The organism is Terribacillus saccharophilus, from assembly GCF_046592895.1.
GTDB classification, from domain to species: domain Bacteria; phylum Bacillota; class Bacilli; order Bacillales; family Amphibacillaceae; genus Terribacillus; species Terribacillus saccharophilus_D.
The window spans coordinates 183,247-205,461 of sequence record NZ_JAWVPU010000001.1; the positions used below are offsets into that span (position 1 = coordinate 183,247).

Consider the following 22,215-nt stretch of genomic DNA (forward strand, 5'->3'; position numbering starts at 1 on the left):
CGGCGTGCCTTTACAGCATTGCGTAAAGCAGCTTGGCGATTTTATGTGTATCATGACGGAGTTTCCGCTGACTATGGTCGATGATATCCGCTTCGATCACTTCAAGTCCAAGCGACTTCAGTCTTTCGATATCGTATACTACCGGTTCTGCATTTTCTTCCGCATAATCTTCCCGGATATCTTGTTCGATGGAACTATTGTTGACAACGATTGCCGAAACGATATCGACGCCGATATGATCATGGATCGCTTGGATATGATCGCCGGCTGTGTAACCTGTCGTTTCGCCATGTTGTGTCATTACATTACATACATAGACAACTTTGCCTGGCGCTTCCCGAAGGGCATTCTCAATCTCCGGAACGATCAGATTCGGCATCACACTCGTATATAGACTTCCAGGACTGATGACAATCAATTCAGCCTGCTTGATGGCTTCAATCACTTCCGGCAATGGTTTGACAGGAAGCGGACTGACAAACACCCGTTTGATCCGCTTATTCGCGAGCGGGATATTCGATTCGCCTGTCACGATTTCACCATCCGTCATCTCGGCATGAAGGACGACATTTTGATTGGCTATCGGATAAATATTGCCTTTCACTTTCAGCACCCGCGAAATTTCTTTGATGCCATTATAAAAATCACCGGATATGGATGTCATTGCCGCAAGCAGCAGATTGCCCATTGAATGACCTGACAATCCATTGCCATCCTTGAACCGGTGCTGGAATAAGTCGATCAGCATCGGTTCGGCATCGGCCAAAGCCGCGATGACATTGCGTATATCACCTGGTGCCGGCATGGCAAGTTCCGTACGAAGTTTTCCTGAGCTGCCGCCGTCATCGGCGACTGTGACGATCGCCGATAGATCGACTGGAAGCTGTTTCAGACCACGCAGCAAAACAGGCATGCCTGTTCCGCCTCCGATTGCAACTATTCTCTTCCCTGACATCAGTGGCTTTTCCTTTCCACATCACGGTGTGTCACATGGGTTGCATAATTGCCGCTGTACCGATTTGCCAAATATTCTGCAATGGCTACCGAACGATGCTGGCCGCCTGTACATCCAATGGCGATCACCAGCTGGCTTTTGCCTTCCTTCCGGTACTGGGGCAGCATGAAAGTGAGCATATCTTCAAGCTTTTGCAGGAAAGTATGTGTATCGGACCATTTGAACACGTAGGAAGATACCGGCTCGTCCAATCCTGTCTGCGGCCTGAGGTTCTCCACATAGAAAGGATTCGGCAAAAAGCGTACATCAAAAACAAGATCCGCATCGATAGGCAAACCATATTTGAAACCGAAACTGAGCATCTGGACAGTGAATTCTTCGTAATCATTATCTTTGAACCGTTTCATGATTTTTTCACGAAGCTGCTTTGGCTTCAGTGAAGATGTATCCACGATATGCTGTGCCCTTCCGCGCATCTGGTCAAGCAATGCCCTCTCCTGCTGAATACCCTCGAGCGGCAGGCCTTCCGGTGCAAGAGGGTGCGTCCTGCGCGTTTCTTTGTATCTGGTGACAAGCACTTCATCCTTGCTGTCGAGGAAAAGCACTTGCGGATCGAGCCAATTTTCCATTGTCAGCTTGTCCAATGCCTCAAATAAAGAGTCAAAGAACTCCCTGCCCCGCAAATCCATCACAAGTGCGACTTTCTTGATATCATTGGCCGCATCACGCATCAAGTCGAGGAAAGTCGGCAGAAGGGCTGGAGGCAGATTATCGACACAATAGTACCCCAAGTCCTCAAAGCTTTGGACAGCAACTGTCTTGCCTGCTCCGGACATCCCTGTGATGATGACAAGCTTCGTTTCATTCAACTGTTTCTCCATACGTATCCCCCGCTTCAATCTGGTGTCGTCGGATCCAGCTTCGATTGCAGCAGCTGGCGATCTTCCGTATAAACGAACGTACCGAATAATGGCTCATCGGTGCTGAACATATGGGCGAAGATATCATGATCTCCCTCTGCCATCGGTAAATCCTTGATTTTCTTGATATCAATCCATTCCAGCTTACCTTCACTGCTTTCTTCCAGTAAATCACCAGTATATCCCTCAGCGAAGAAAGTGAACATCATCCATTCATGCACAACTTCCTCGCCGTCCTTAATGACAAAAGTAAATGTTCCCCGCAGCTCTGGTTCATGGACAGTCAATCCCGTTTCTTCCCAGAATTCCCGGATAGCCGTTTCCTTGACGGATTCACCCAGCTCCATTTTCCCGCCAGGAGCCGAATACCAGCCTTTGCTTGGTTTCTTCAATAAGAGAACTTTATCATCAACTGCCAAGATGCAGTTTGCTACACGTTGCATACTTCCACCTCTTTCTCTGTGTAAGTGGAGATGTCGATTCATTTTACACATCACTCTATATTATACTATTTCTGTTCTGCTTCAAACAGTATTATGTTTCTTGAATTCCTGCCAAATATCGCCGTCATCCCCTATAAACAAAAAAATGCATAGGTGCCGAAACACCTATGCCAATAACTAATTTATCTATTAAAAGGGGGTCAATTAGTTAAGACCATTATAACAAAGGTTTATGTCGCCCATATTACAGCAGCATTAAGAATCATTTACAAGGAAATGCTTAGCCGATAGCGTTAAGCTCTTCCTTCAATGTTTCTACATATGCTTGTGCTGCTTGTGCTGCAATACTGCCATCCCCTGTTGCTGTCACGATTTGTCGAAGTTCTTTATCGCGGATATCCCCAGCAGCAAACACTCCGGGTACAGCTGTTTCCATACGTTCGTTTGTATGGATATAGCCTAGCTCGTTCGTGATGCCAAGAGATTGGAAAGGCTCGCTTAGTGGTACCATACCTACATAGATGAACACACCATCAGCTGATTTTTCGTATTTTTCACCAGTTCGCTGATTCAAAAGCGTCACGCTGGATACTTTGTTATTTTCGCCATTGATTTCCTCAACAGTCGTATCCCAGATGAAATCGACTTTTTCATTTGCGATAGCACGCTGTTGCAAAATAGGCTGTGCACGTAATTTGTCACGGCGGTGAACGATCGTAACCTTTTCAGCGAAACGAGTCAGATAAACACCTTCCTCGACAGCGGAATCCCCGCCACCGACAACGATCAGCTCACGATTTTTAAAGAAAGCACCATCGCACACGGCGCAATAAGATACACCGCGTCCGCTCAATTCATCTTCGCCAGGTACACCAAGCTTTTTCCATTTTGCACCTGTCGTAATGATAAGGGAACGTGTTTTATATTCTTTATTGCCTGCGACAACTGTTTTATATTCCTTACCGTCTTTCACTTCCTTGATATCTCCGTATGCATATTCGGCACCGAATTTCTTCGCATGCTCAAACATTTTATTGGAAAGATCAGGTCCCAGGATGGAATCATAACCAGGGTAGTTTTCCACATCTTCCGTATTCGCCATCTGACCGCCCGGAATACCTCTTTCCAGCATAAGCGTATCAAGATTCGCACGGGAAGTGTATACCGCTGCTGTCATACCAGCCGGTCCAGCACCTGCAATGATTACGTCATAAATTCTTTCTTCCGTCATGTAAATGACCCCTTTCTCTTCATCAGTCGTTTTATCTACTCGTTAGCATATAAGATTCTGTCTGCGGCGTCCATCTTTCTGCCTATGGACTCAAGAAAGCCAATAAAAGTCTTCCTTCGTCAAATGGCTGAATCTGCGGCTGCCTTCCTGCCAAAGCTTTTCGGCATACGCTCCGTTTCCTGCCTTCTTGGCTGCCAGGCTGAACCACTTATAATAGGAAGCATGTCCCTTCACACGCCTTTTATCCAAATGAAGAAAACGATCGACTGCATCTTCATAAAACCCTGTCATGGAAAAAGCACATGCTATCCGCAAATGCTGTTCCTCATGGATCGGATATATATTGCGAAGCAAACGGAGATGTTCATCCCTTTGATCAAAACGCTTCATTTCATGATAAAACACGGCCAGGTTGACATGTGTGTAGACAGAAACTTGTTCACTCTCCAGATGACCTTCTTCCATTCGCACGGCTTCTTTTTGCTTACCAGAGAAGAAAAGCGCTTTGGCTAACTCATGCTTGGCCAGCATATGTTCCGGGAACATACTTATCATTTCTTCCAAAATCGGCAGTGCGAATTGCCATTCCTCCCGCTCTAAATAATAAAAAGCTGATTCCTGGAACATGATGAGCTCATCTTCTTCTTCTGTCGTCCATAGCTCATCGTCCTCTTCTTCAGCTTCCACGTATGTCAAAAGTTCTCTGGCTTGCTCCCCGAAGTCACCATCCGGATCCATTTTCAAATAAAGATTCGCGAATTTTTCTGCTTCGTGCATATAACCAAGCTTGGAATAATTATAGGCGAGCATATAAAAGCATTCAGCATATTCATCATCATGCTCCTTGATGATATCGTCCAAAATATAAATCGCTTGGTGAAAGGAGCCCATTTCCGTAAAAATAACCGACTTCTGGCAGTGATAGATCACTTCCGTCGGTTCTTTTTCAATCGCTTTCTCAAGCCATTTCATAGCTTTATCCAGCTTACCGTTCCGGTAAGCTTCGATGCATTTTGTATAATAGAAATCTCCTTCTGGGATGAAGGGGATGATATTGGTCGGTCGTGCCTGCTGCTCTGCTGGTTCCAGCGTTTGCATGTGTTTCCTCCTACTGCATTAGATATCCCAAGAAGTATATCATATTTCCCCATCCGCTCCCACACATTAAGAAAAAAAGACTGCCTCCCTTTAGGGGAAACAGTCTCCTGGACAGGTGAATGATCAAACAGTTTCCAGGTCAGCTTCTTTAACCGGTACCACTGCTTCTTTTGCCAAAACTTCCAATTCACGAGTGTACTCTGCTTTTTGTTCTGCAGAATAGCCAAGTGTTTTAGCCATATAATCGATCACAGCATCTTTGTGTTCATGAACGAAGTTGATGTTGAATAGCAAAGCGCCAGTACGGCGTACGAAGAAGTCGACTGGTTTGAACGCCAACTCTTCTTCCATTGCGTAACGAAGCTGTGCGAATACGAGTACATCGATGTTCGCAGCTTTTGCTTCATCTTTCAGTGTTTCGAAGCGTTCGAATACTTTATCTACGTTCGCTCCGTAGCGGCTCACCATTTTCAACGCATCTTCATCAGATAGACCGATTGCTTTTCCTTCATCCACTTTACGTTCTTTGAAGCGTTCGAATCCTTTGGATCCGCCAACTTCACCGCCGGAGATCGGCAGGTTCTTCGTATCAGCTTGGGAATAAAGGATGCCTTCTTCTTTCTTGAACTGATCAGCCACAAGGTTGACTGCCTCGATTGCCATTTTACGGTAACCAGTCAGCTTACCGCCTGCCATGGAAATCAAACCGCTGTCAGAAACGAAGATTTCATCTTTACGGGAGATTTCACCAGGTTTTTTGCCTTCTTCCTGGATAAGCGGACGAAGACCGGCCCAGCTGGATTCCACGTCGTCTTTCGTGATTTCGACAGTAGGGAACATGTAGTTGATGGAATCGATGATATAGTCACGATCTTCCACAGTCATGACAGGGTGTTTGATGTCACCTTTATAAGTCGTATCTGTTGTACCGACATAGGTTTTTCCTTCACGCGGAATTGCGAATACCATACGGCCATCTGGCGTATCGAAGTATACAGCTTGGCGCAATGGGAAACGTTCCCCGTCGAATACCAAGTGAACGCCTTTTGTAAGATGCAAAGTTTTACCTTTTTTAGAGCCATCTTTTTCACGAAGTGTATCTACCCAAGGACCGCCGGCATTGACGATTTTCTTCGCGAAGATGCGGTGTTTGTCACCAGTTGTAAGATCTTCTGCCACGACACCAGTCACTTTGCCACCAGCATCATAGATGAACTCGACCACTTTCGTGTAGTTGATTGCATGAACGCCTTTTTCCACAGCCTTTTTCAGAACTTCAAGCGTCAAACGTGCATCGTCAGTTTTGTATTCCACATAACGACCGCCACCAAGAAGATCTTCTGATTTAACCAGTGGTTCTCTTTCCAGTACTTCATCACGTTTCAGCATTGTACGGCGTTCCGCTCTCTTGACACCTGCTAGGTAGTCATAAACGCGCAAGCCGATATTCGTTGTCAACGGACCGAATGTTCCGCCTTTGTGGAATGGAAGCAGCATCCATTCAGGTGTTGTTACGTGAGGACCGTTTTCATATACGATTTCACGTTCTTTACCAACTTCTGCAACCATTTTCACTTCGAATTGTTTCAAGTAGCGCAAACCGCCGTGAACCAATTTCGTTGAACGGGAAGAAGTACCCGCTGCAAAGTCCTGCATCTCCACAAGACCAACGTTCATTCCGCGCATTTTAGCGTCAAGGGAGATACCTGAACCAGTGATACCGCCACCGATTACAAGAACATCCAAAGGTTTATCTGTCAAATTCGTATAAATTTCGTTACGTTTCGTACTAGAGAAAACAGCCATGAATAAACACTCCTTTTTAGATTCAGCGCTCCTATTATTTCTATACCCCAATGATGTAGAAGTCATGTATAGAAAGCAAAAGAGACCACAAATAATCCATACAATGTATAGATATCTGCGGTCTCTCCAAATTCTCGGGCCGAATCATTAACTTGTGACTTCAGTATAACATGCTCAGCCCGATTTGGGAAGTTATATTACTTGAAAGTACGTGTAGCTTCCACAGCTTTTTTCCAGCCTGCGTAGAGCTGATCTTTTTCTTCTTTTGAGCGGTTTGGCTTGAACGTACGGTCGATCTGCCATTTGTTGGCGATCTCATCACGGCTTTCCCAATAGCCGACCGCTAAACCAGCCAAGTAGGCAGCACCTAATGCTGTTGTCTCCTGGATGACTGGACGTTCTACGTCTACATCAAGCATATCGCTTTGGAATTGCATAAGGAAGTCGTTTTTCACGACGCCGCCATCCACGCGAAGCTGTTTCACATCGATACCGGAGTCTTCGATCATTGCATCGACAACATCCTTGGATTGGAAAGCAAGGGATTCCAATGTTGCACGTGTGATATGTGCACCCGTCGTTCCGCGCGTGATGCCGAACATCGCACCGCGAGCGTCACTATCCCAGTATGGTGTACCAAGGCCTACGAAAGCAGGAACTACATATACACCGCCATTATCGGATACACTTGTTGCCAAGCGTTCACTTTCAGGTGAAGATTCGATGATCTTCAAGCCGTCACGGAGCCATTGAACAGCAGAACCTGCGACGAAGATGCTTCCTTCCAATGCATATTCCACTTTTCCGTCAAGACCCCAAGCGATTGTAGTCAACAGACCATGGTCGGATTTAACAGCTTCCTCACCAGTATGCATAAGGACGAAGCAACCTGTGCCGTAAGTGTTCTTGACCATCCCCGGCTCATAGCAAGCTTGGCCGAACAAGGCAGCATGCTGGTCACCAGCGATACCTGCGATCGGCACTTCTTCACCGAAGAAATGATAATCGATTGTGTTGGCATATACTTCAGAAGAAGGTTTGACTTCCGGAAGCATGGATTTCGGTACACCAAGGATATCAAGCAGCTCATCATCCCATTTCAATTCGTGGATGTTGTACATCAATGTACGCGCTGCATTGGAATAGTCCGTTACATGTGTTTTACCACCGGAAAGCTTATACACAAGCCATGTATCGATCGTACCGAACAGCAAGTCGCCGTTCTCGGCTTTTTCACGTGCACCTTCCACATTATCAAGGATCCATTTGACTTTTGTACCGGAGAAGTAGGCATCAAGCAGCAAACCTGTTTTCTCACGGAATAGATCATTGTGGCCTTTTTCAATCAAATCATTGACGATATCAGCTGTCTGACGGGATTGCCATACGATTGCTTTATGAATCGGACGACCCGTATTCTTATCCCATACAACTGTCGTTTCACGCTGGTTCGTGATACCGATCGCTGACACTTGTTTTGCGTCGATATCCGCTTTGCGAAGTACTTCTGCCATACACGCAGAGATGGATGTCCAAATTTCATTTGCATCATGCTCCACCCAGCCGGATTGCGGGAAGAACTGTTCGAATTCCATTTGAGCCGTTTCAACGATGTCGCCATTGTGGTTGAACAAAATTGCGCGTGAGCTAGTTGTACCTTGGTCAAGTGCCATGATGAATTTTTCCATTATTTAATCCCCCTTGTTTTTGCACCATTAGAAGCTGCTGCTGCGTTTGCTTTTACAAGTTCCCCTCGAACTGCAGCGATAATGATTACTAGTAATACAGCAGATAAGATCCAGAAACCTACTTGCATGTCTTCCATGAAAAATGCGATATAGAAATATGCACCATATGCTCCGCCCAGCAATGGACCAACGACTGGAATCCAAGCGTATTTCCAGTTGGAAGAACCTTTGCCTGGAATCGGCAGCAATGCGTGTGCAATACGTGGACCTAGGTCACGGGCAGGGTTGATGGCATATCCAGTCGGACCACCAAGTGCCATACCGATTACTACGATAAGTAAACCAGTTATCAATGGATTGAATCCTTCTGCTAAAGAGTTGCCTCCAATGAATAGAATACCAAGCATCAGGATGAAAGTGCCAATGATTTCTGTCAGCAAGTTAGAAATTGGACTATCGATTGCCGGATCTGTCGAGAAAACAGATAGCTTTGCCATTGGATCGGATGTTTTTGCCCAGTGCGGCAAGTAGACAAGGAATACAAGGACAGCGCCTAAGAATGCTCCGAGCATTTCACCAGCAAGATATTGCGGCACAACGTTCCAGCCGATATCTCCTTTAATCGCCAACCCAAGTGTCACGGCTGGGTTTAGATGCGCTCCCGAAAAACCGCCTACAGCGTATGCTCCCATCGCTACTGCAAGACCCCAGGCAATGGTGATGACAATCCAGCCTGAACCCTCACCTTTTGATTTGCTCAAGTTGCTTACCGCTACTACTCCTCCCCCGAAGAGTATTAGTACCATTGTACCGATCGTTTCGGCTGTGAAGATACTCATTGTGATTGTCCCCTTTATTGTTAAATTTTTTCGGAGAGCGCTTTCATTAAGCGTCCAAAATAACTGCGTCCCGGTAGAATCATAGAAAATAGCTGATATCATCCTAAAAATAATGCAAGGAAGCGCTGTCTTTTGGATAAGAAAAATCCATCACCTAATATAACATAGTAAACAGCCAGTGTGTACTAATAAGGTAATGGATTCTCCGTATCTCCGATCGATATATTAACTTATAGGTAGACTTTACACCTAATTGAAAGCGGTGTCAAGAACTTACCATAAACTTTTTTTCGAAGTTGAAACCGCTGTTGCACCGGCTTCCAGTGCGGCTTCCACGTCTTCCTTCGTGCGGATGAGCCCTCCTGCTATGACAGGGATGCCTGTTTGAGCGGATACTTCTTTTATCATATGAGGAATTAACCCCGGCAGCACTTCGACGAAATCCGGTTCTGTCTTCTTCACAAGTGAAAGATTATGATTAAGCGCATGCCCGTCTATCAAAAATAAACGCTGCACGGCAGTTATCTTATATTTTTTAGCTGCATGGATGACATTCGTCCTTGTCGAGATGACACCATCCGGCTTCAGGCGCTGGCAGACAAAATCCATGCCTGCATCATCTGTCTTCAGTCCCTGTATCAAATCGACATGGAGAAACACTTTCTTGCCTGCTTTTTTGGCATATTTGATTTGAGATGGAAGCTGGGCGATCCTTGTCTCGAGCAGGACCATCATCTTCATATCATCCCGCTGCAGCAGCTCATCAAAATCCCTTTCATTCCGAGCTGCAGGTAATATCCGTTGTCTTAATTCCATTCTTGTCCTCCTTATGAAACAAGCAGACACACTAGGTTGTCTGCTTGTTTTGCCGTTGTTCTGCTGTATAAATGACTTGCATCGGATTTCCGCCGACCATCGCCCCTGCTGGCACATCCCGATGGACAAGCGTAGCAGCCGAAACAACTGCCCCGTCCCCGATGGTGACACCCGGCAAAATCGTCGCATTGGCTCCTATCATGACATCATCCCCGATGGTGACATCCCCAAGCCGATACTCGTGCGTCAAGTATTCATGGGTCAGGATGGTCGTATTGTAGCCGATAATCGTATTTTTTCCGATTGTGATCCGCTCCGGATATAATAAATCGGGAACGACCATGACAGCCAAAGCTGTTTCTTTACCAATTTTCATTTTTAGAAAGCTGCGGTACAGCATATTTTTCATCCCTAGAAATGGCGTATATCGTCCGATCTGAACGACCACGAAATTCCTGGCCACTTTCCAAAAAGAGATGGTCTTATATAGCTGCCAAAGCGAATTTGGTCCTTTAACGGGATAGCTTTCCGTTTTCCGCATCTGTTTCTTCCTTTACGATCTCGAATAAATCACGAATATCTTCGAGCATATAATCCGGCGCGTATGCCAGCAGCGACTGTTTGCCTTTGATCGACCAAGCTACACCAGCAGTCAGGGTGCCGGCACTTTTACCCGACTCGATATCATGGTAATTATCACCGATCATGATTGCTTCCCCGGGTTCACTTCCAAGTGCTGCAAGCCCTTTAAGGACTGGTTCCGGATGAGGCTTTGCATGTTCTATATCATCATACCCGATTACAACATCGAACAACCCTCCAAGACCGCATACGCGCAGTCCGCGTTCTGCCGTATCCCGGACTTTAGTCGTTACGATACCTAGTTTGAATCCTGCCTGTTTGAGCTGCTGCAATGTTTCCGCAACATAAGGATATGCCTCGACATAAGCATCATGATGCTCCAGATTGTGTTCCCGGTAAGCAGCAATCATTTCTTCCGCTCTTGCACTATCGATGTTTTCAAACACATCTTTCAGCGGCGGCCCGATGAACGGAAGCAGTTCCTCCTGCTCATAAACCCGTCCCATATACTTCTCCAGCGTCGCTGAATAAGATGCCATGATCAGACTGTTTGAATCAATCAGAGTTCCATCAAGGTCAAATAACAATGTCGTGATTGCCATAACATATTCGCCTCTTTCTATTTCTTATCTTTATAACGAGGTGTCTTCGCTCCTGGTCGACGTCGGATGATGATGATGATCACCGCAACGACGATCATAAGGATGGAAACGACTTGAGCTGCCCGCAAACCATCTGCTACAAGGCTGTCCGTCCGCATTCCTTCGATGAAGAAGCGTCCAAAGCTATACCAAATCAAGTAGAACAAGAACATTTCCCCACGTTTCAAATTCACCTTGCGTAAAGCAAGCAAAATGACGAAACCAAGGATATTCCATAGTGACTCGTAAAGGAATGTAGGATGATACAGAATACCATCGATACACATTTGATTATTGATGAAATCAGGTAAGTACTGAATATAGTTTTGGTATGCCTCTTCTGAAACAGGTCCTCCATGGGCCTCCTGATTCATGAAGTTGCCCCAGCGGCCGATTGCCTGCCCGAGAATCAAACTTGGCGCAGTGATATCCGCCAATTTCCAGAAAGATATCTTCTTCACACGGCAAAAAATCAGAGCGGTAATGACGGAACCGATCAATGCACCATGGATGGCGATTCCGCCTTCCCAAATGGCGAAAACTTTCCAAAATGGTCCATCAGCATAAGATTCCCATTCAAATGCGACATAATAAATACGTGCACAGATGATGGCTGCCGGAATGGCAAATACGAGAAAATCGACAAATGTATCTTTATGTAATCCACGCTTTTTCGATTCGCGGACGGCCAGCCATAAACCTAGTGCTGCGCCAGCTGCAATAATGACGCCATACCAATAAATCGACACCGAACCGAGCTGCAGAAATACCCGGTTCAATGGCTGTGCTTCACACATTTCCATCCGTCACGTCTCCCTCATCATCTTTTCCCGTTTCTATCATTTTTGTCAGACGCTGTGAAAATTCCTCTGCTGCATTTACACCCATTCGCTTCAAACGGTAGTTCATAGCGGCTACCTCGATGATGACTGCCAAGTTACGCCCGGGGCGGACTGGCACTGTCATCTTCGGTACGTTCACATCCATGATTTTCATCGTATCCTCATCAAGTCCGACTCGATCATATTGTTTCGATTGATCCCATGTTTCCAGATTGATGACGATTGAGATTTTCTTATGGCTGCGCACAGCACCTGCCCCGAATAATGTCATCACGTTGATGATGCCCAATCCCCTGATTTCCAGTAAATGCTCGATCAAGGAAGGTGAGTTTCCGATCAAAGTATCATAATCTTCCTGCCGGATCTCGACACTATCATCTGCTACGAGACGATGGCCGCGTTTGACAAGTTCCAGTGCTGTTTCACTTTTCCCGACTCCGCTTTGGCCCGTGATCATGATGCCGATACCATAAATGTCGACCAGCACACCATGCATTGCTGTGAACGGCGCAAATCTTGCTTCCAGGAAATTCGTGATCCTGCTGATGACACGCGTCGTCTTATGCGGTGAACGCAAGATCGGGACACCCGCTGCCTCCGCCGCTTCCATCATTTCTTTCGGCACATCCTGACCTCTGGTAATGATCAAAGCCGGCGTGATATCGGAGCAAATTTTCTCGAACCTATCTTTCTTTTGCTCGCTTGTCAATTCCTCGAGAAAGGAAAGCTCCGTCTTCCCGAAAAGCTGCAGCCGATCTTTCGGATAATATTTGAAATAACCTGTCAATTCTATACCAGGACGGGAAATATCACTCATGAAAATTTCACGATTCACACCTTCATCGCCCGTCAGCATCTCTAAATTGAAACGATCCAATAAATCCTGAATGACTACTTTTGCCATACGAACCCTCCATCCTTACAATTCTTGTTTATTCTAGCATACTTCCTGAAAAGATAGATACCCAGGCATAAAAAAGGCTCTGCAGCATATGCTGCAGAGCAACTCTTTCAACTCGTCACCCGGTCCCGGATGAGCTTATTCAATATCAGATTCAGCAAAGCAAGTATGATTGCTGCAATGATTGCAGTACCAAAGCCATCGATGACGAAATTCTGTCCTATCAATGCTTGCGTCATCATCAGCGTGATGGCATTCATGACAAATAGAAACAAACCAAATGTAAAAGCTGTCAACGGCAAAGTCAAAACGATCAAGACAGGCCGCACAAGCAAGTTCAATATCGAGAGGATGAAACTAGCCAAAAGCGCTGTCCCGAATCCATTCAAATGGAAGTCTTCGAATAAATAGCTGACAATGATCAAAGACAAGCTATTGAGTAATAGTGTCAATACAACTCTAAGCAAGAATATTCTCCATTAAGGCAGAACCCAGACAGATCCTGTCTTCGTATTTGCTTCCAAATGAAGCTTTTCAGGCGCGGCAGGCTGGGTTTCGAATTTCAATGCCTTTTTGACGACTTCCTTCGATTCATCAATGACGATATATTCATCCAAATCACAATGCAATGATCCAATATTCGTCGTGATCCGCCCATTCAGCGGTACAGCTGCCAAGGATTTCAGGCGGATGCTTCCGTTGACTGCCTTGAAGAAAGCACTATCGGGGTCCTGATTATGCCAATCACAATGGATGCTTCCATTGAATGTTTGGGCATCAAGCTTGCCGAAGCTGCCTTCCAGCCTGAGCGAACCGTTTACGGACTCACAAAGAAGATCCTTTGCCACCACATGCTTCAGCTTGATGCTGCCATTGGATGTTTCGGCACTGACAATCGAGCCGCCTCCCCCTTGCAAGTCGACGCTACCATTCGTCGTCTTGCAATAGATGTTCACACTGCTCAGTGAATCGGTTTGAATCGTACCGTTGAAGGTCTTGACCACGCATTCCTCGTACACTGCTTCTGGTACGTACAAGGTGATCTCCGGTTTGATACGTTTATCCTGAAGCGAGAACTGCAGCTTCCCATCAACAATGGCAAAATAAGCTTTATCTGTGAACCGTCTGCGAGCTGCCTGCTCATCTTCTTCCTGATACACTTTCGCTTTCGTTTCCAAACGTGCCAAAGGCTCATTCCAGCTCTTGATTTTCACCGAGCCATTATAAATTTTCAGTTCGATTTTCCCGAAGATATCATCCGCCTGAAAAATATGCTCGACTGTATGATGATCACCGAAATTCAAATCCAAGTCGGCATTTTTGATTTTACTGAATGCCTGCTGCACATATTGCAGCACTTTCGGACCGACTGCCTTTTTCTTTACGGTTTTAGCTTGTCGCTGTGATTTCTGATCTTTCCCAGCGGTCACAAGTTCCTGTACTGCCGGCTCCGGCTCCGTCACTTCTTCCTGTTCCTGCACAGAACCGAAAGCACGCTCATCAAGTGCCGCCAGCTCCAGTTCCGCTTCTTCAGCGGTAAGTTTCCCTTCTTCCAGCTGCTTCAGAATTCTCTTTCTCTCTGTTCTCATACGAAGCCTCCTTTTCACATATACGAATTATATGTTATCGAAGTTCCAAGTATAGAAAGTCTCCTCTTTGAAATGTTCCAATGCAATTGCTTCCATATTCGCCTCTGTAAGTTCAGCCCCAGTCACATTGTTAAGTACACCCTGCGCCTGTGATTTGTGGCAAAGGATCGCTTTCACCTTCGTTTTGACAAACGGACGGATATCTTGGACAATATCAGGCTTACCGAGAATTTCCTGGTAGCCACGCATGAAGGCCTGCGCCCAAACTGTCGGGCGTTCACTTTCTTCCATACGTGATACAGCATCGATTGCTGCAGCGCCCAATGCATTGTGATCCGGGTGGACCGCATACTCGGGGTAATGTGTGATCACGAGGGATGGCTTGATTTCTTCCAGAAATCCTTTCAAGTGGTCACTCACTTTTGATAGATCCTCGAATTCCAAGACTTTATCCCGGTATCCGAGCATTTTCAGTTCCACATCCATTACCTTGCAAGCATCCTGCAATTCTTTCTTGCGGATTTCCGGCAATGATTCCCGTGTGGCAAATGTCGGATTTCCCATATTACGTCCCATTTCACCCAATGTTCCGCATAAGTAAGTGACAGGCACTCCTTCTTCTCTGAACTTGGCAATCGAACCAGCTGCTCCGAAAGCTTCGTCGTCCGGATGCGGGAAGATGACTACTACGTGTTTTTCCATGATTATTGCTCCTCCTTAGAACGCTGTCTCGCTTATTTCCAATGCAACCATCAGACGGCCTTCGCGGTCATGACCAGCCATGAGCAGACGGTTCTTATCATCCACTTCCCAAGCATTCAGTCCTTCGGCGTAAACCCATCCGTTTTCCGTCTTCAATCCAACACGATAAGCCGCACCAGCACCCTTAATCTTGCCATGCTCATACGTGACTTGCGCATTCCGGATAAAAGCACCCACATTGTACGCTTTTTCATTTACATGATTAGCATATGCACCATTTGTCGTTTCAAGATGTATAAAGACTTTTTTTCCTGCAAATGCATCTATTTGTTCTTGCACTTCATTCAAATCAATCGGCTTCACAGTAAGTCGCTCCTTCCAAGCTATATCTAAACAAATATTTTACTACAAATTCTACTGCAATGCTCGATTTGATGCTTTTCAACTGCAGATACAGAAAAAAATACAGCGAGCACAAGGCCCGCTGTATCTTTTTTATCGCTCTGCAACCTGCGTTGCATACTCCAGTTGACTGGCTGTACGTTCCCGATCACGCTCAAGAATCGGCTTCAAATATTTACCGGTATAGGAAGCAGGTACTTTTGCCACTTCTTCCGGGGTACCGGTCGCTACGATCTGACCGCCGCGATCCCCACCTTCCGGACCAAGGTCGATAAGATAGTCAGCTGTCTTGATGACATCGAGATTATGTTCGATGACCAGCACAGTATCTCCATTTTCCACGATACGCTCCAATACTTTGAGCAATCGGGATATATCATCCACATGCAACCCGGTTGTCGGCTCATCCAGGATATAGAAAGTCTTACCGTTACTGCGCTTATGCAACTCGCTGGCAAGCTTCACACGCTGAGCCTCACCACCGGAAAGCGTTGTAGCCGGCTGCCCTAGCTTCACATAACCTAGTCCCACATCCGAAATAGTCTGCAGCTTGCGTTTGATTTTCGGAATGTTCGAGAAGAATTCCAAACCTTCCTCGATTGTCATATCCAACACATCGGCAATGCTTTTGCCTTTGTATTTCACTTCAAGCGTTTCCCGGTTATACCGTTTACCATGACAAACTTCACATGGCACGTATACATCCGGAAGGAAATGCATCTCGATCTTGATGATACCGTCCCCGCGGCAGGCTTCACAGCGGCCGCCTTTCACATTGAAACTGAAACGGCCCTTTTTATAACCGCGCACTTTAGCAGCATTCGTACTTGCATACACATCACGGATATCATCGAAAGCTCCGGTATACGTAGCCGGGTTCGAGCGCGGCGTCCGCCCGATTGGTGACTGGTCGATATCGATGACCTTGTCCAGATGCTCCAGGCCTTTGATCTGCTTATGCTTCCCTGGCTTCACTTTGCTCCGGTTCAGTTTCTGCGCCAATGTCTTATGCAGCACCTCATTGACGAAGGTACTTTTACCTGAACCGGAAACTCCTGTAACAGCAGTGAAAAGACCAAGCGGAATCTGGGCGGATGCTTTCTTCAGGTTATTGGCTTCGGCTCCAATGACTTCGATAGCGCGCTCCTTGTCCGGTGTGCGGCGTTCATAAGGAAGCGGAATGAACTTCTTACCGGACAGATACTGACCAGTAAGTGACTTTTTATCCTTCATCACTTTTTGCGGTGTACCCTGGCTTGTGATCTGACCGCCATGCTCACCGGCTCCCGGACCGACATCGATCAGCCAATCGGCTTCCATCATCGTATCTTCATCATGCTCGACGACGATGAGTGTGTTGCCAAGGTCGCGCATCCGTTTCATCGTTTCGATCAGCCGGTCATTATCCCGCTGGTGCAATCCGATGGATGGTTCATCCAACACATACAGCACACCCGACAAGGCCGATCCGATTTGCGTTGCCAGACGGATACGCTGTGCTTCCCCGCCTGACAATGTTCCGGCTGAACGGGAAAGTGTCAGGTAATCCAAGCCGACATTGTTCAAGAATGAAATCCTGTCGATGATCTCTTTTGTGATCATGAAAGCGATTTGTCTTTCCTTCTCACTCAATTCCAACTCTTCCATGAAATGCTTCACTTCAAGGACTGATTTTTCGGTAACATTGCTGATATGATGGCCATTGATCAACACTGCCAGGGATTCCTCACGCAGACGATGTCCTTTACATTTCGGACATGGCCGGTTGTTCATATACTTTTCCATTTGTTCACGAATGAAATCAGATGATGTTTCCCGGTAGCGGCGGGCGATATTCGTCAAAACACCTTCGAACTCGATATTGCTTTCGCGGACACGGCCAAAATCATTTTCATAACGGAAGAAGATCTTGTCCTTTTTCTTTCCGTTCATCAGGATGTCCAGCTGCCCCTCCGGTAATTCATTCACCGGCACATCCATATCGATACCGAAATGACTGCAGGCAGCTTCCAGCAACTTCGGATAATATTGTGAACTGGTCGGTTCCCAAGCCGCGATTGCACCTTCACGAAGCGTCAGGTCCTTGTTGGGGATGACCAAATCAGGATCGACCTCCAGCTTCGTACCAAGTCCGTCACAAGTCGGACAGGCGCCGAATGGGTTATTGAAGGAGAACATCCGCGGTTCCAGTTCACCGATGGAGAACCCACAAATCGGGCAAGCATGATGCTCACTGAAAAGCAGCTCCTCGACATCCATCACATCCACGATTGCCCGGCCGTCCCCGAGTTTAAGTGCAGTTTCCAAAGAGTCCGTCAAGCGGCCGGTTACGCCTTCTTTGATGACGATACGATCGACAACCACTTCGATGGAATGTTTCTTTGTCTTCTCAAGCTTGATATCATCGTTGATCTCCACCATCTCGCCATCCACACGCAAACGGATATAACCCTCGGCTTTCAACTTCTCCAGTACTTTTACATGCTCGCCTTTTTTCCCGGAAATGACCGGCGCAAGGACTTGCAAACGCGAGCGTTCGGGAAATTCCAGAATCCGGTCAGCCATTTGTTCGACAGTCTGGGAGCTGATTTCAATGCCATGGCGCGGACAAGTAGGATGACCGACTCTCGCATACAGCAAGCGCAGATAATCATAGATTTCAGTGACTGTCCCCACCGTGGAACGCGGGTTTTTGCTTGTTGTTTTCTGATCGATGCTGATAGCCGGCGACAAGCCTTCGATCGAATCCACATCCGGCTTGTCCATCTGGCCGAGGAACTGGCGCGCATAGGCGGATAAAGACTCCACATAACGGCGCTGACCTTCTGCATAAATGGTATCGAAAGCGAGGGAGGATTTACCCGAACCGGATAGTCCGGTCAGAACGACCAAACTATCCTTCGGTATATCGACATCGATATTTTTTAAATTATTGGCGCGGGCGCCCCTGACTGAAATATTTTTCTTCGCCACTACCTTCACCCTTCCACTTTAAGTTCCAATACAAGATCACGAAGCTCGGCAGCGCGCTCGAAATTGAGATCGCGTGCAGCTTGTTTCATTTCTTTCTCCATCTCGGCAATGACCTTTTCTTTTTCTTTCTTCGTCAGCTTCGTCAAATCCGGTGTATCCTTCTTGTTCGTTCCAGACTCTTCGGAACTGATTGTTGCTTTGATGACATCACGAACTTCCTTCTGGATCGTCCGCGGCGTGATACCATGCTCTTTATTGTAAGCAATTTGGATCTCGCGGCGTCGCGCCGTCTCATCCATTGCTTTTTGCATACTATCGGTTATTTTATCGGCATACATGATAACATGTCCGTTTTCATTACGTGCCGCCCGTCCCATCGTCTGGATCAACGAACGCTCGGAACGGAGGAACCCTTCTTTATCTGCATCCAATATGGCTACCAATGAAACTTCCGGAATATCAAGACCTTCCCGAAGCAAGTTGATGCCGACAAGCACATCGTACTTGCCGACCCGCAGGTCACGGATGACTTCGATACGCTCCAGCGTCTTGATCTCGGAATGCAAATAAGCCACTTTGATACCGATTTCCTTGAGATAATCAGTCAAATCTTCGGACATTTTCTTGGTCAATGTGGTGATCAGCACACGCTCATTCTTGTCTGTCCGTTTATAGATTTCACTGATGATATCATCAATCTGTCCGTCAATCGGACGGATATCGATTTCCGGATCGAGCAAACCTGTCGGACGGATGATCTGTTCGATCATTTCCGGTGTGTGCTCGATTTCGTAAGGTCCAGGTGTCGCAGAGACATAAACAAGCTGTTCTGTTTTCTTTTCGAATTCCTGGAATGTGAGCGGTCGGTTATCCATCGCTGACGGCAGGCGGAAGCCATGGTCCACTAGCACCTTTTTCCGTGCTTGGTCACCATTATACATTCCCCTAATCTGCGGTAGCGTAACATGGGACTCATCCGCGACAACCAAGAAATCATCCGGGAAGAAGTCCAGCAGCGTATAAGGCGTGGCTCCTGGTTCGCGGAAGGTAAGCTGCGCCGAGTAGTTTTCGATACCGGAACAAAAGCCCATTTCGCGCATCATTTCCAAATCATAATTTGTCCGCTGCTCCAAACGCTGTGCTTCCAGCAATTTGCCTTGCTCCTTGAAGACTTTCAGCTGACCTTCTAGTTCTTTCTCGATATTGACGATAGCTTTTTTAAGATTCTCTTCACGGGTCACGAAGTGGGAAGCAGGGAAAATGGCAACATGCTCCCGATCCCCGATGATTTCGCCTGTCAGGGCGTCCACTTCCCGGATCCGGTCTATTTCATCGCCAAAGAATTCAAAGCGGATGCAATGTTCTTCCTTTGATGCCGGAATGACTTCAACCGAGTCGCCGCGCACGCGGAAGGTACCGCGCTGGAAGTCGATATCATTGCGCGCGTACTGGATATCAACCAAGTTGCGAAGCAGTGCATCACGGTCTTTTTCCATACCAACCCGGATCGACAGCACTTGGCTCTTATATTCCTCCGGGGAACCCAAACCATAGATACAGGACACACTAGCCACGATCAATACATCATTGCGCTCGAATAGTGCAGATGTAGCGGAGTGGCGCAGTTTATCGATTTCATCATTGATGCTTGCGTCCTTCTCGATGAATGTATCTGTCTGCGGGACATATGCTTCCGGCTGATAATAATCATAATAACTTACGAAATATTCCACCGCATTGTTCGGGAAAAATTCCTTGAACTCACTATACAGCTGGCCTGCCAATGTTTTGTTATGTGCAATGACAAGTGTCGGTTTGTTTATTTCCTTCACCACATTCGAAATGGTGAACGTCTTACCAGTACCGGTTGCGCCGAGCAGTGTCTGATGACGCTTGTTCTGATGGATGCCTTCGACAAGGCGGTCGATCGCCCTAGGCTGGTCACCTTGCGGCTTGTATTTGGATACTAACTCAAACGTTTCCTTTTCTTTCAATGCCAAATTCCTCCGTTCTGTTTGCTAGTTTCATCATAGCATAAAATATATAAAAACACGAACAAACATTCGTTTAAAATCCCACATACCTGCTAGTATAGATGTTTACCCAATATACGAAACATAAACAATGGATAGCAAAAAGCCGTCAAAAAAATGACGGCTTTATTATTAGTTGGAAGCTTGGTCGTACTGGTTGACCTCAAATAGATCGATCAAATCGACTTTCGGATTTTTATCCGTGAACCAGCGAAGTGCGAAATCATTCTTGAACAATGCCAAGTAATCTCCTTCGCGATCCGTTGCGAGCAGGCTGCGCTCGTCGAATAAACGTTCATCCACTTGCTCCTGCTTGAGCCAGCGTGGGATGCGTTCTCCCATCGATTCCAATACCACTTCTACATTATACTCGTTTTTCATCCGATATTCGAATACTTCGTACTGAAGCTCTCCGACTGCACCTAAGATATAGCTGTTATCGCGTTTTCCGCGGAACAGCTGGATTGCTCCTTCTTGTACAAGCTGTTCGATACCTTTTTGGAACTGCTTGGCTTTCATCACGTTCTTGGCTGTTACTTTCTTGAATACTTCCGGCGGGAACTGCGGCAGCTCATCAAATTCGAAGTTCGCTTTTCCTTCGATGAGTGTATCCCCGATCCGGTAAATGTTCGGATCATAAATACCGATGATATCGCCAGCGTACGCTTCTTCGACTGTATCACGGGATGATGCGACGAATTGCTGCGACTGGGACAGCTTGATCGGCTTAGCCGAACGGGAAAGCTGGACGCTCATACCGCGCTCGAATTTACCGGAGCAGACACGCAGGAATGCGATCCTGTCGCGGTGGGCTGGGTTCATGTTCGCCTGAATCTTGAAGATGAATCCAGAGAAATCTTCTTCATCAGGTGACACGATGCCTTCTGTCGTACGACGGCTTCCCGGGGCAGGTGCAAGATTGACGAATGTATCGAAAAATGTCTGCACACCGAAAGGCGCTAGCGCACTGCCGAAGAATACAGGCGTCTGCTTCCCGGCAAGCACGCGCTCCAAGGAAAATTGATCGCCGGCTTCTTCCAATAGCTCTAGCTCGCCTTGTGTATCTTCGAATGTGGAGTTATTTGTCAACTCGGCATATTCTGGTTTATCCAGCTCATCGTAAGGAATGAAAGACTCTTCTTCATTTCCGTTGAAACGGACAAATTGCTTGTTGTATCGGTCGAAAATACCTAAGAAACGTTTGCCCATGCCTGCCGGCCAGTTCATTGGATACGTTTCGATATCCAACACATTTTCGATTTCCTCCAAAAGCTCAAGCGGCTCCCGGCCTTCGCGGTCAAGTTTATTGATGAAAGTGAAAATCGGGATTCCGCGCATACGGCATACTTTGAATAGCTTCAATGTCTGCGCTTCGATCCCTTTTGTCGCATCGATGATCATGACAACACTATCCACGGCCGTCAATGTCCGGTACGTATCCTCACTGAAATCTTCGTGTCCCGGGGTATCCAGGATATTCACTTGATAATCTTTATATGGGAAATTCATCACGGATGATGTAACGGAAATCCCACGCTGCTTTTCGATTTCCATCCAGTCGGATGTTGCGAACTTACCTGATTTCTTTCCTTTTACCGTACCCGCAGTACGAATCAAATTCCCGAAAACGAGCAATTTTTCCGTCATCGTCGTTTTCCCGGCATCCGGGTGGGAGATGATGGCGAATGTTTTACGTTTTTGTACTTCTTGTTTTATTTGCATCGGTTCATTACCTACCGTTCTATTATCATTCG

General features: G+C 46.6%; 20 protein-coding genes. All 20 read right to left on the bottom strand.

Annotated elements, in window-relative coordinates:
- Positions 1 to 10: 10 nt before the first annotated feature.
- Positions 11 to 955, bottom strand: coding sequence for a gluconeogenesis factor YvcK family protein (locus SFC66_RS00970; RefSeq protein WP_411216837.1), 945 nt, complete (start codon positions 953 to 955; stop codon positions 11 to 13).
- On the bottom strand, positions 955 to 1,836 hold the full coding sequence (rapZ, locus tag SFC66_RS00975) for an RNase adapter RapZ (RefSeq protein WP_411216838.1): 882 nt from the start codon (positions 1,834 to 1,836) through the stop codon (positions 955 to 957). The genes SFC66_RS00970 and rapZ overlap by 1 nt, the downstream gene beginning before the upstream one ends.
- Before the next feature lie 14 nt (positions 1,837 to 1,850).
- The gene (locus SFC66_RS00980) at positions 1,851 to 2,318 is read right to left on the bottom strand and encodes an NUDIX hydrolase (protein ID WP_411216839.1); all 468 of its coding nucleotides are present in this window, start codon (positions 2,316 to 2,318) and stop codon (positions 1,851 to 1,853) included.
- Between the two features lie 280 nt (positions 2,319 to 2,598).
- Complete coding sequence (gene trxB / locus SFC66_RS00985; RefSeq protein ID WP_411216840.1) at positions 2,599 to 3,549, bottom strand: thioredoxin-disulfide reductase; 951 nt, start codon at positions 3,547 to 3,549, stop codon at positions 2,599 to 2,601.
- A gap of 90 nt (positions 3,550 to 3,639) precedes the next feature.
- Positions 3,640 to 4,647: a tetratricopeptide repeat protein gene (locus SFC66_RS00990; RefSeq protein ID WP_411216841.1), complete on the bottom strand. Its 1,008-nt coding sequence runs from the start codon at positions 4,645 to 4,647 to the stop codon at positions 3,640 to 3,642.
- A gap of 123 nt (positions 4,648 to 4,770) precedes the next feature.
- Positions 4,771 to 6,453, bottom strand: coding sequence for a glycerol-3-phosphate dehydrogenase/oxidase (locus SFC66_RS00995; protein ID WP_411216842.1), 1,683 nt, complete (start codon positions 6,451 to 6,453; stop codon positions 4,771 to 4,773).
- A gap of 197 nt (positions 6,454 to 6,650) precedes the next feature.
- Entirely contained in the window at positions 6,651 to 8,141 is a 1,491-nt protein-coding gene (glpK, locus tag SFC66_RS01000) for a glycerol kinase GlpK (RefSeq protein WP_411216843.1), read from the bottom strand.
- Positions 8,141 to 8,980: an MIP/aquaporin family protein gene (locus tag SFC66_RS01005; RefSeq protein ID WP_411216844.1), complete on the bottom strand. Its 840-nt coding sequence runs from the start codon at positions 8,978 to 8,980 to the stop codon at positions 8,141 to 8,143. Before SFC66_RS01005 ends, glpK begins: the two co-directional genes overlap by 1 nt.
- 273 nt (positions 8,981 to 9,253) lie before the next feature.
- On the bottom strand, positions 9,254 to 9,796 hold the full coding sequence (locus SFC66_RS01010; RefSeq protein ID WP_411216845.1) for a glycerol-3-phosphate responsive antiterminator: 543 nt from the start codon (positions 9,794 to 9,796) through the stop codon (positions 9,254 to 9,256).
- Positions 9,797 to 9,827: 31 nt separating this feature from the next.
- On the bottom strand, positions 9,828 to 10,337 hold the full coding sequence (locus tag SFC66_RS01015; RefSeq protein ID WP_411216846.1) for an acyltransferase: 510 nt from the start codon (positions 10,335 to 10,337) through the stop codon (positions 9,828 to 9,830).
- A complete protein-coding gene (gene ppaX / locus SFC66_RS01020; protein WP_411216847.1) occupies positions 10,309 to 10,980 on the bottom strand; it encodes a pyrophosphatase PpaX in 672 nt (223 codons plus the stop codon). The genes SFC66_RS01015 and ppaX overlap by 29 nt, the downstream gene beginning before the upstream one ends.
- A gap of 17 nt (positions 10,981 to 10,997) precedes the next feature.
- The gene (gene lgt / locus SFC66_RS01025; protein ID WP_411216848.1) at positions 10,998 to 11,822 is read right to left on the bottom strand and encodes a prolipoprotein diacylglyceryl transferase; all 825 of its coding nucleotides are present in this window, start codon (positions 11,820 to 11,822) and stop codon (positions 10,998 to 11,000) included.
- A complete protein-coding gene (hprK, locus tag SFC66_RS01030; RefSeq protein WP_411216849.1) occupies positions 11,809 to 12,765 on the bottom strand; it encodes an HPr(Ser) kinase/phosphatase in 957 nt (318 codons plus the stop codon). Before hprK ends, lgt begins: the two co-directional genes overlap by 14 nt.
- 107 nt (positions 12,766 to 12,872) lie before the next feature.
- Positions 12,873 to 13,229 (bottom strand): phage holin family protein, encoded by a 357-nt coding sequence (locus SFC66_RS01035; RefSeq protein ID WP_411216850.1) that lies wholly within the window; start codon positions 13,227 to 13,229, stop codon positions 12,873 to 12,875.
- Positions 13,230 to 13,241: 12 nt separating this feature from the next.
- Positions 13,242 to 14,351 carry a DUF4097 family beta strand repeat-containing protein gene (locus SFC66_RS01040; protein ID WP_411216851.1) on the bottom strand — a complete coding sequence of 370 codons (1,110 nt, stop codon included), beginning with the start codon at positions 14,349 to 14,351 and terminating at the stop codon, positions 13,242 to 13,244.
- Between the two features lie 27 nt (positions 14,352 to 14,378).
- Positions 14,379 to 15,053 carry a bacillithiol biosynthesis deacetylase BshB2 gene (gene bshB2, locus SFC66_RS01045; protein WP_411216852.1) on the bottom strand — a complete coding sequence of 225 codons (675 nt, stop codon included), beginning with the start codon at positions 15,051 to 15,053 and terminating at the stop codon, positions 14,379 to 14,381.
- A 15-nt stretch (positions 15,054 to 15,068) separates the two neighbouring features.
- On the bottom strand, positions 15,069 to 15,416 hold the full coding sequence (locus SFC66_RS01050; RefSeq protein WP_411216853.1) for a YojF family protein: 348 nt from the start codon (positions 15,414 to 15,416) through the stop codon (positions 15,069 to 15,071).
- A 132-nt stretch (positions 15,417 to 15,548) separates the two neighbouring features.
- Positions 15,549 to 18,428: an excinuclease ABC subunit UvrA gene (uvrA, locus tag SFC66_RS01055; RefSeq protein WP_411216854.1), complete on the bottom strand. Its 2,880-nt coding sequence runs from the start codon at positions 18,426 to 18,428 to the stop codon at positions 15,549 to 15,551.
- Between the two features lie 5 nt (positions 18,429 to 18,433).
- On the bottom strand, positions 18,434 to 20,422 hold the full coding sequence (gene uvrB / locus SFC66_RS01060) for an excinuclease ABC subunit UvrB (protein ID WP_411216855.1): 1,989 nt from the start codon (positions 20,420 to 20,422) through the stop codon (positions 18,434 to 18,436).
- 171 nt (positions 20,423 to 20,593) lie between these two features.
- On the bottom strand, positions 20,594 to 22,183 hold the full coding sequence (locus SFC66_RS01065) for a peptide chain release factor 3 (protein WP_411216856.1): 1,590 nt from the start codon (positions 22,181 to 22,183) through the stop codon (positions 20,594 to 20,596).
- Between the last annotated feature and the right edge of the window lie 32 nt (positions 22,184 to 22,215).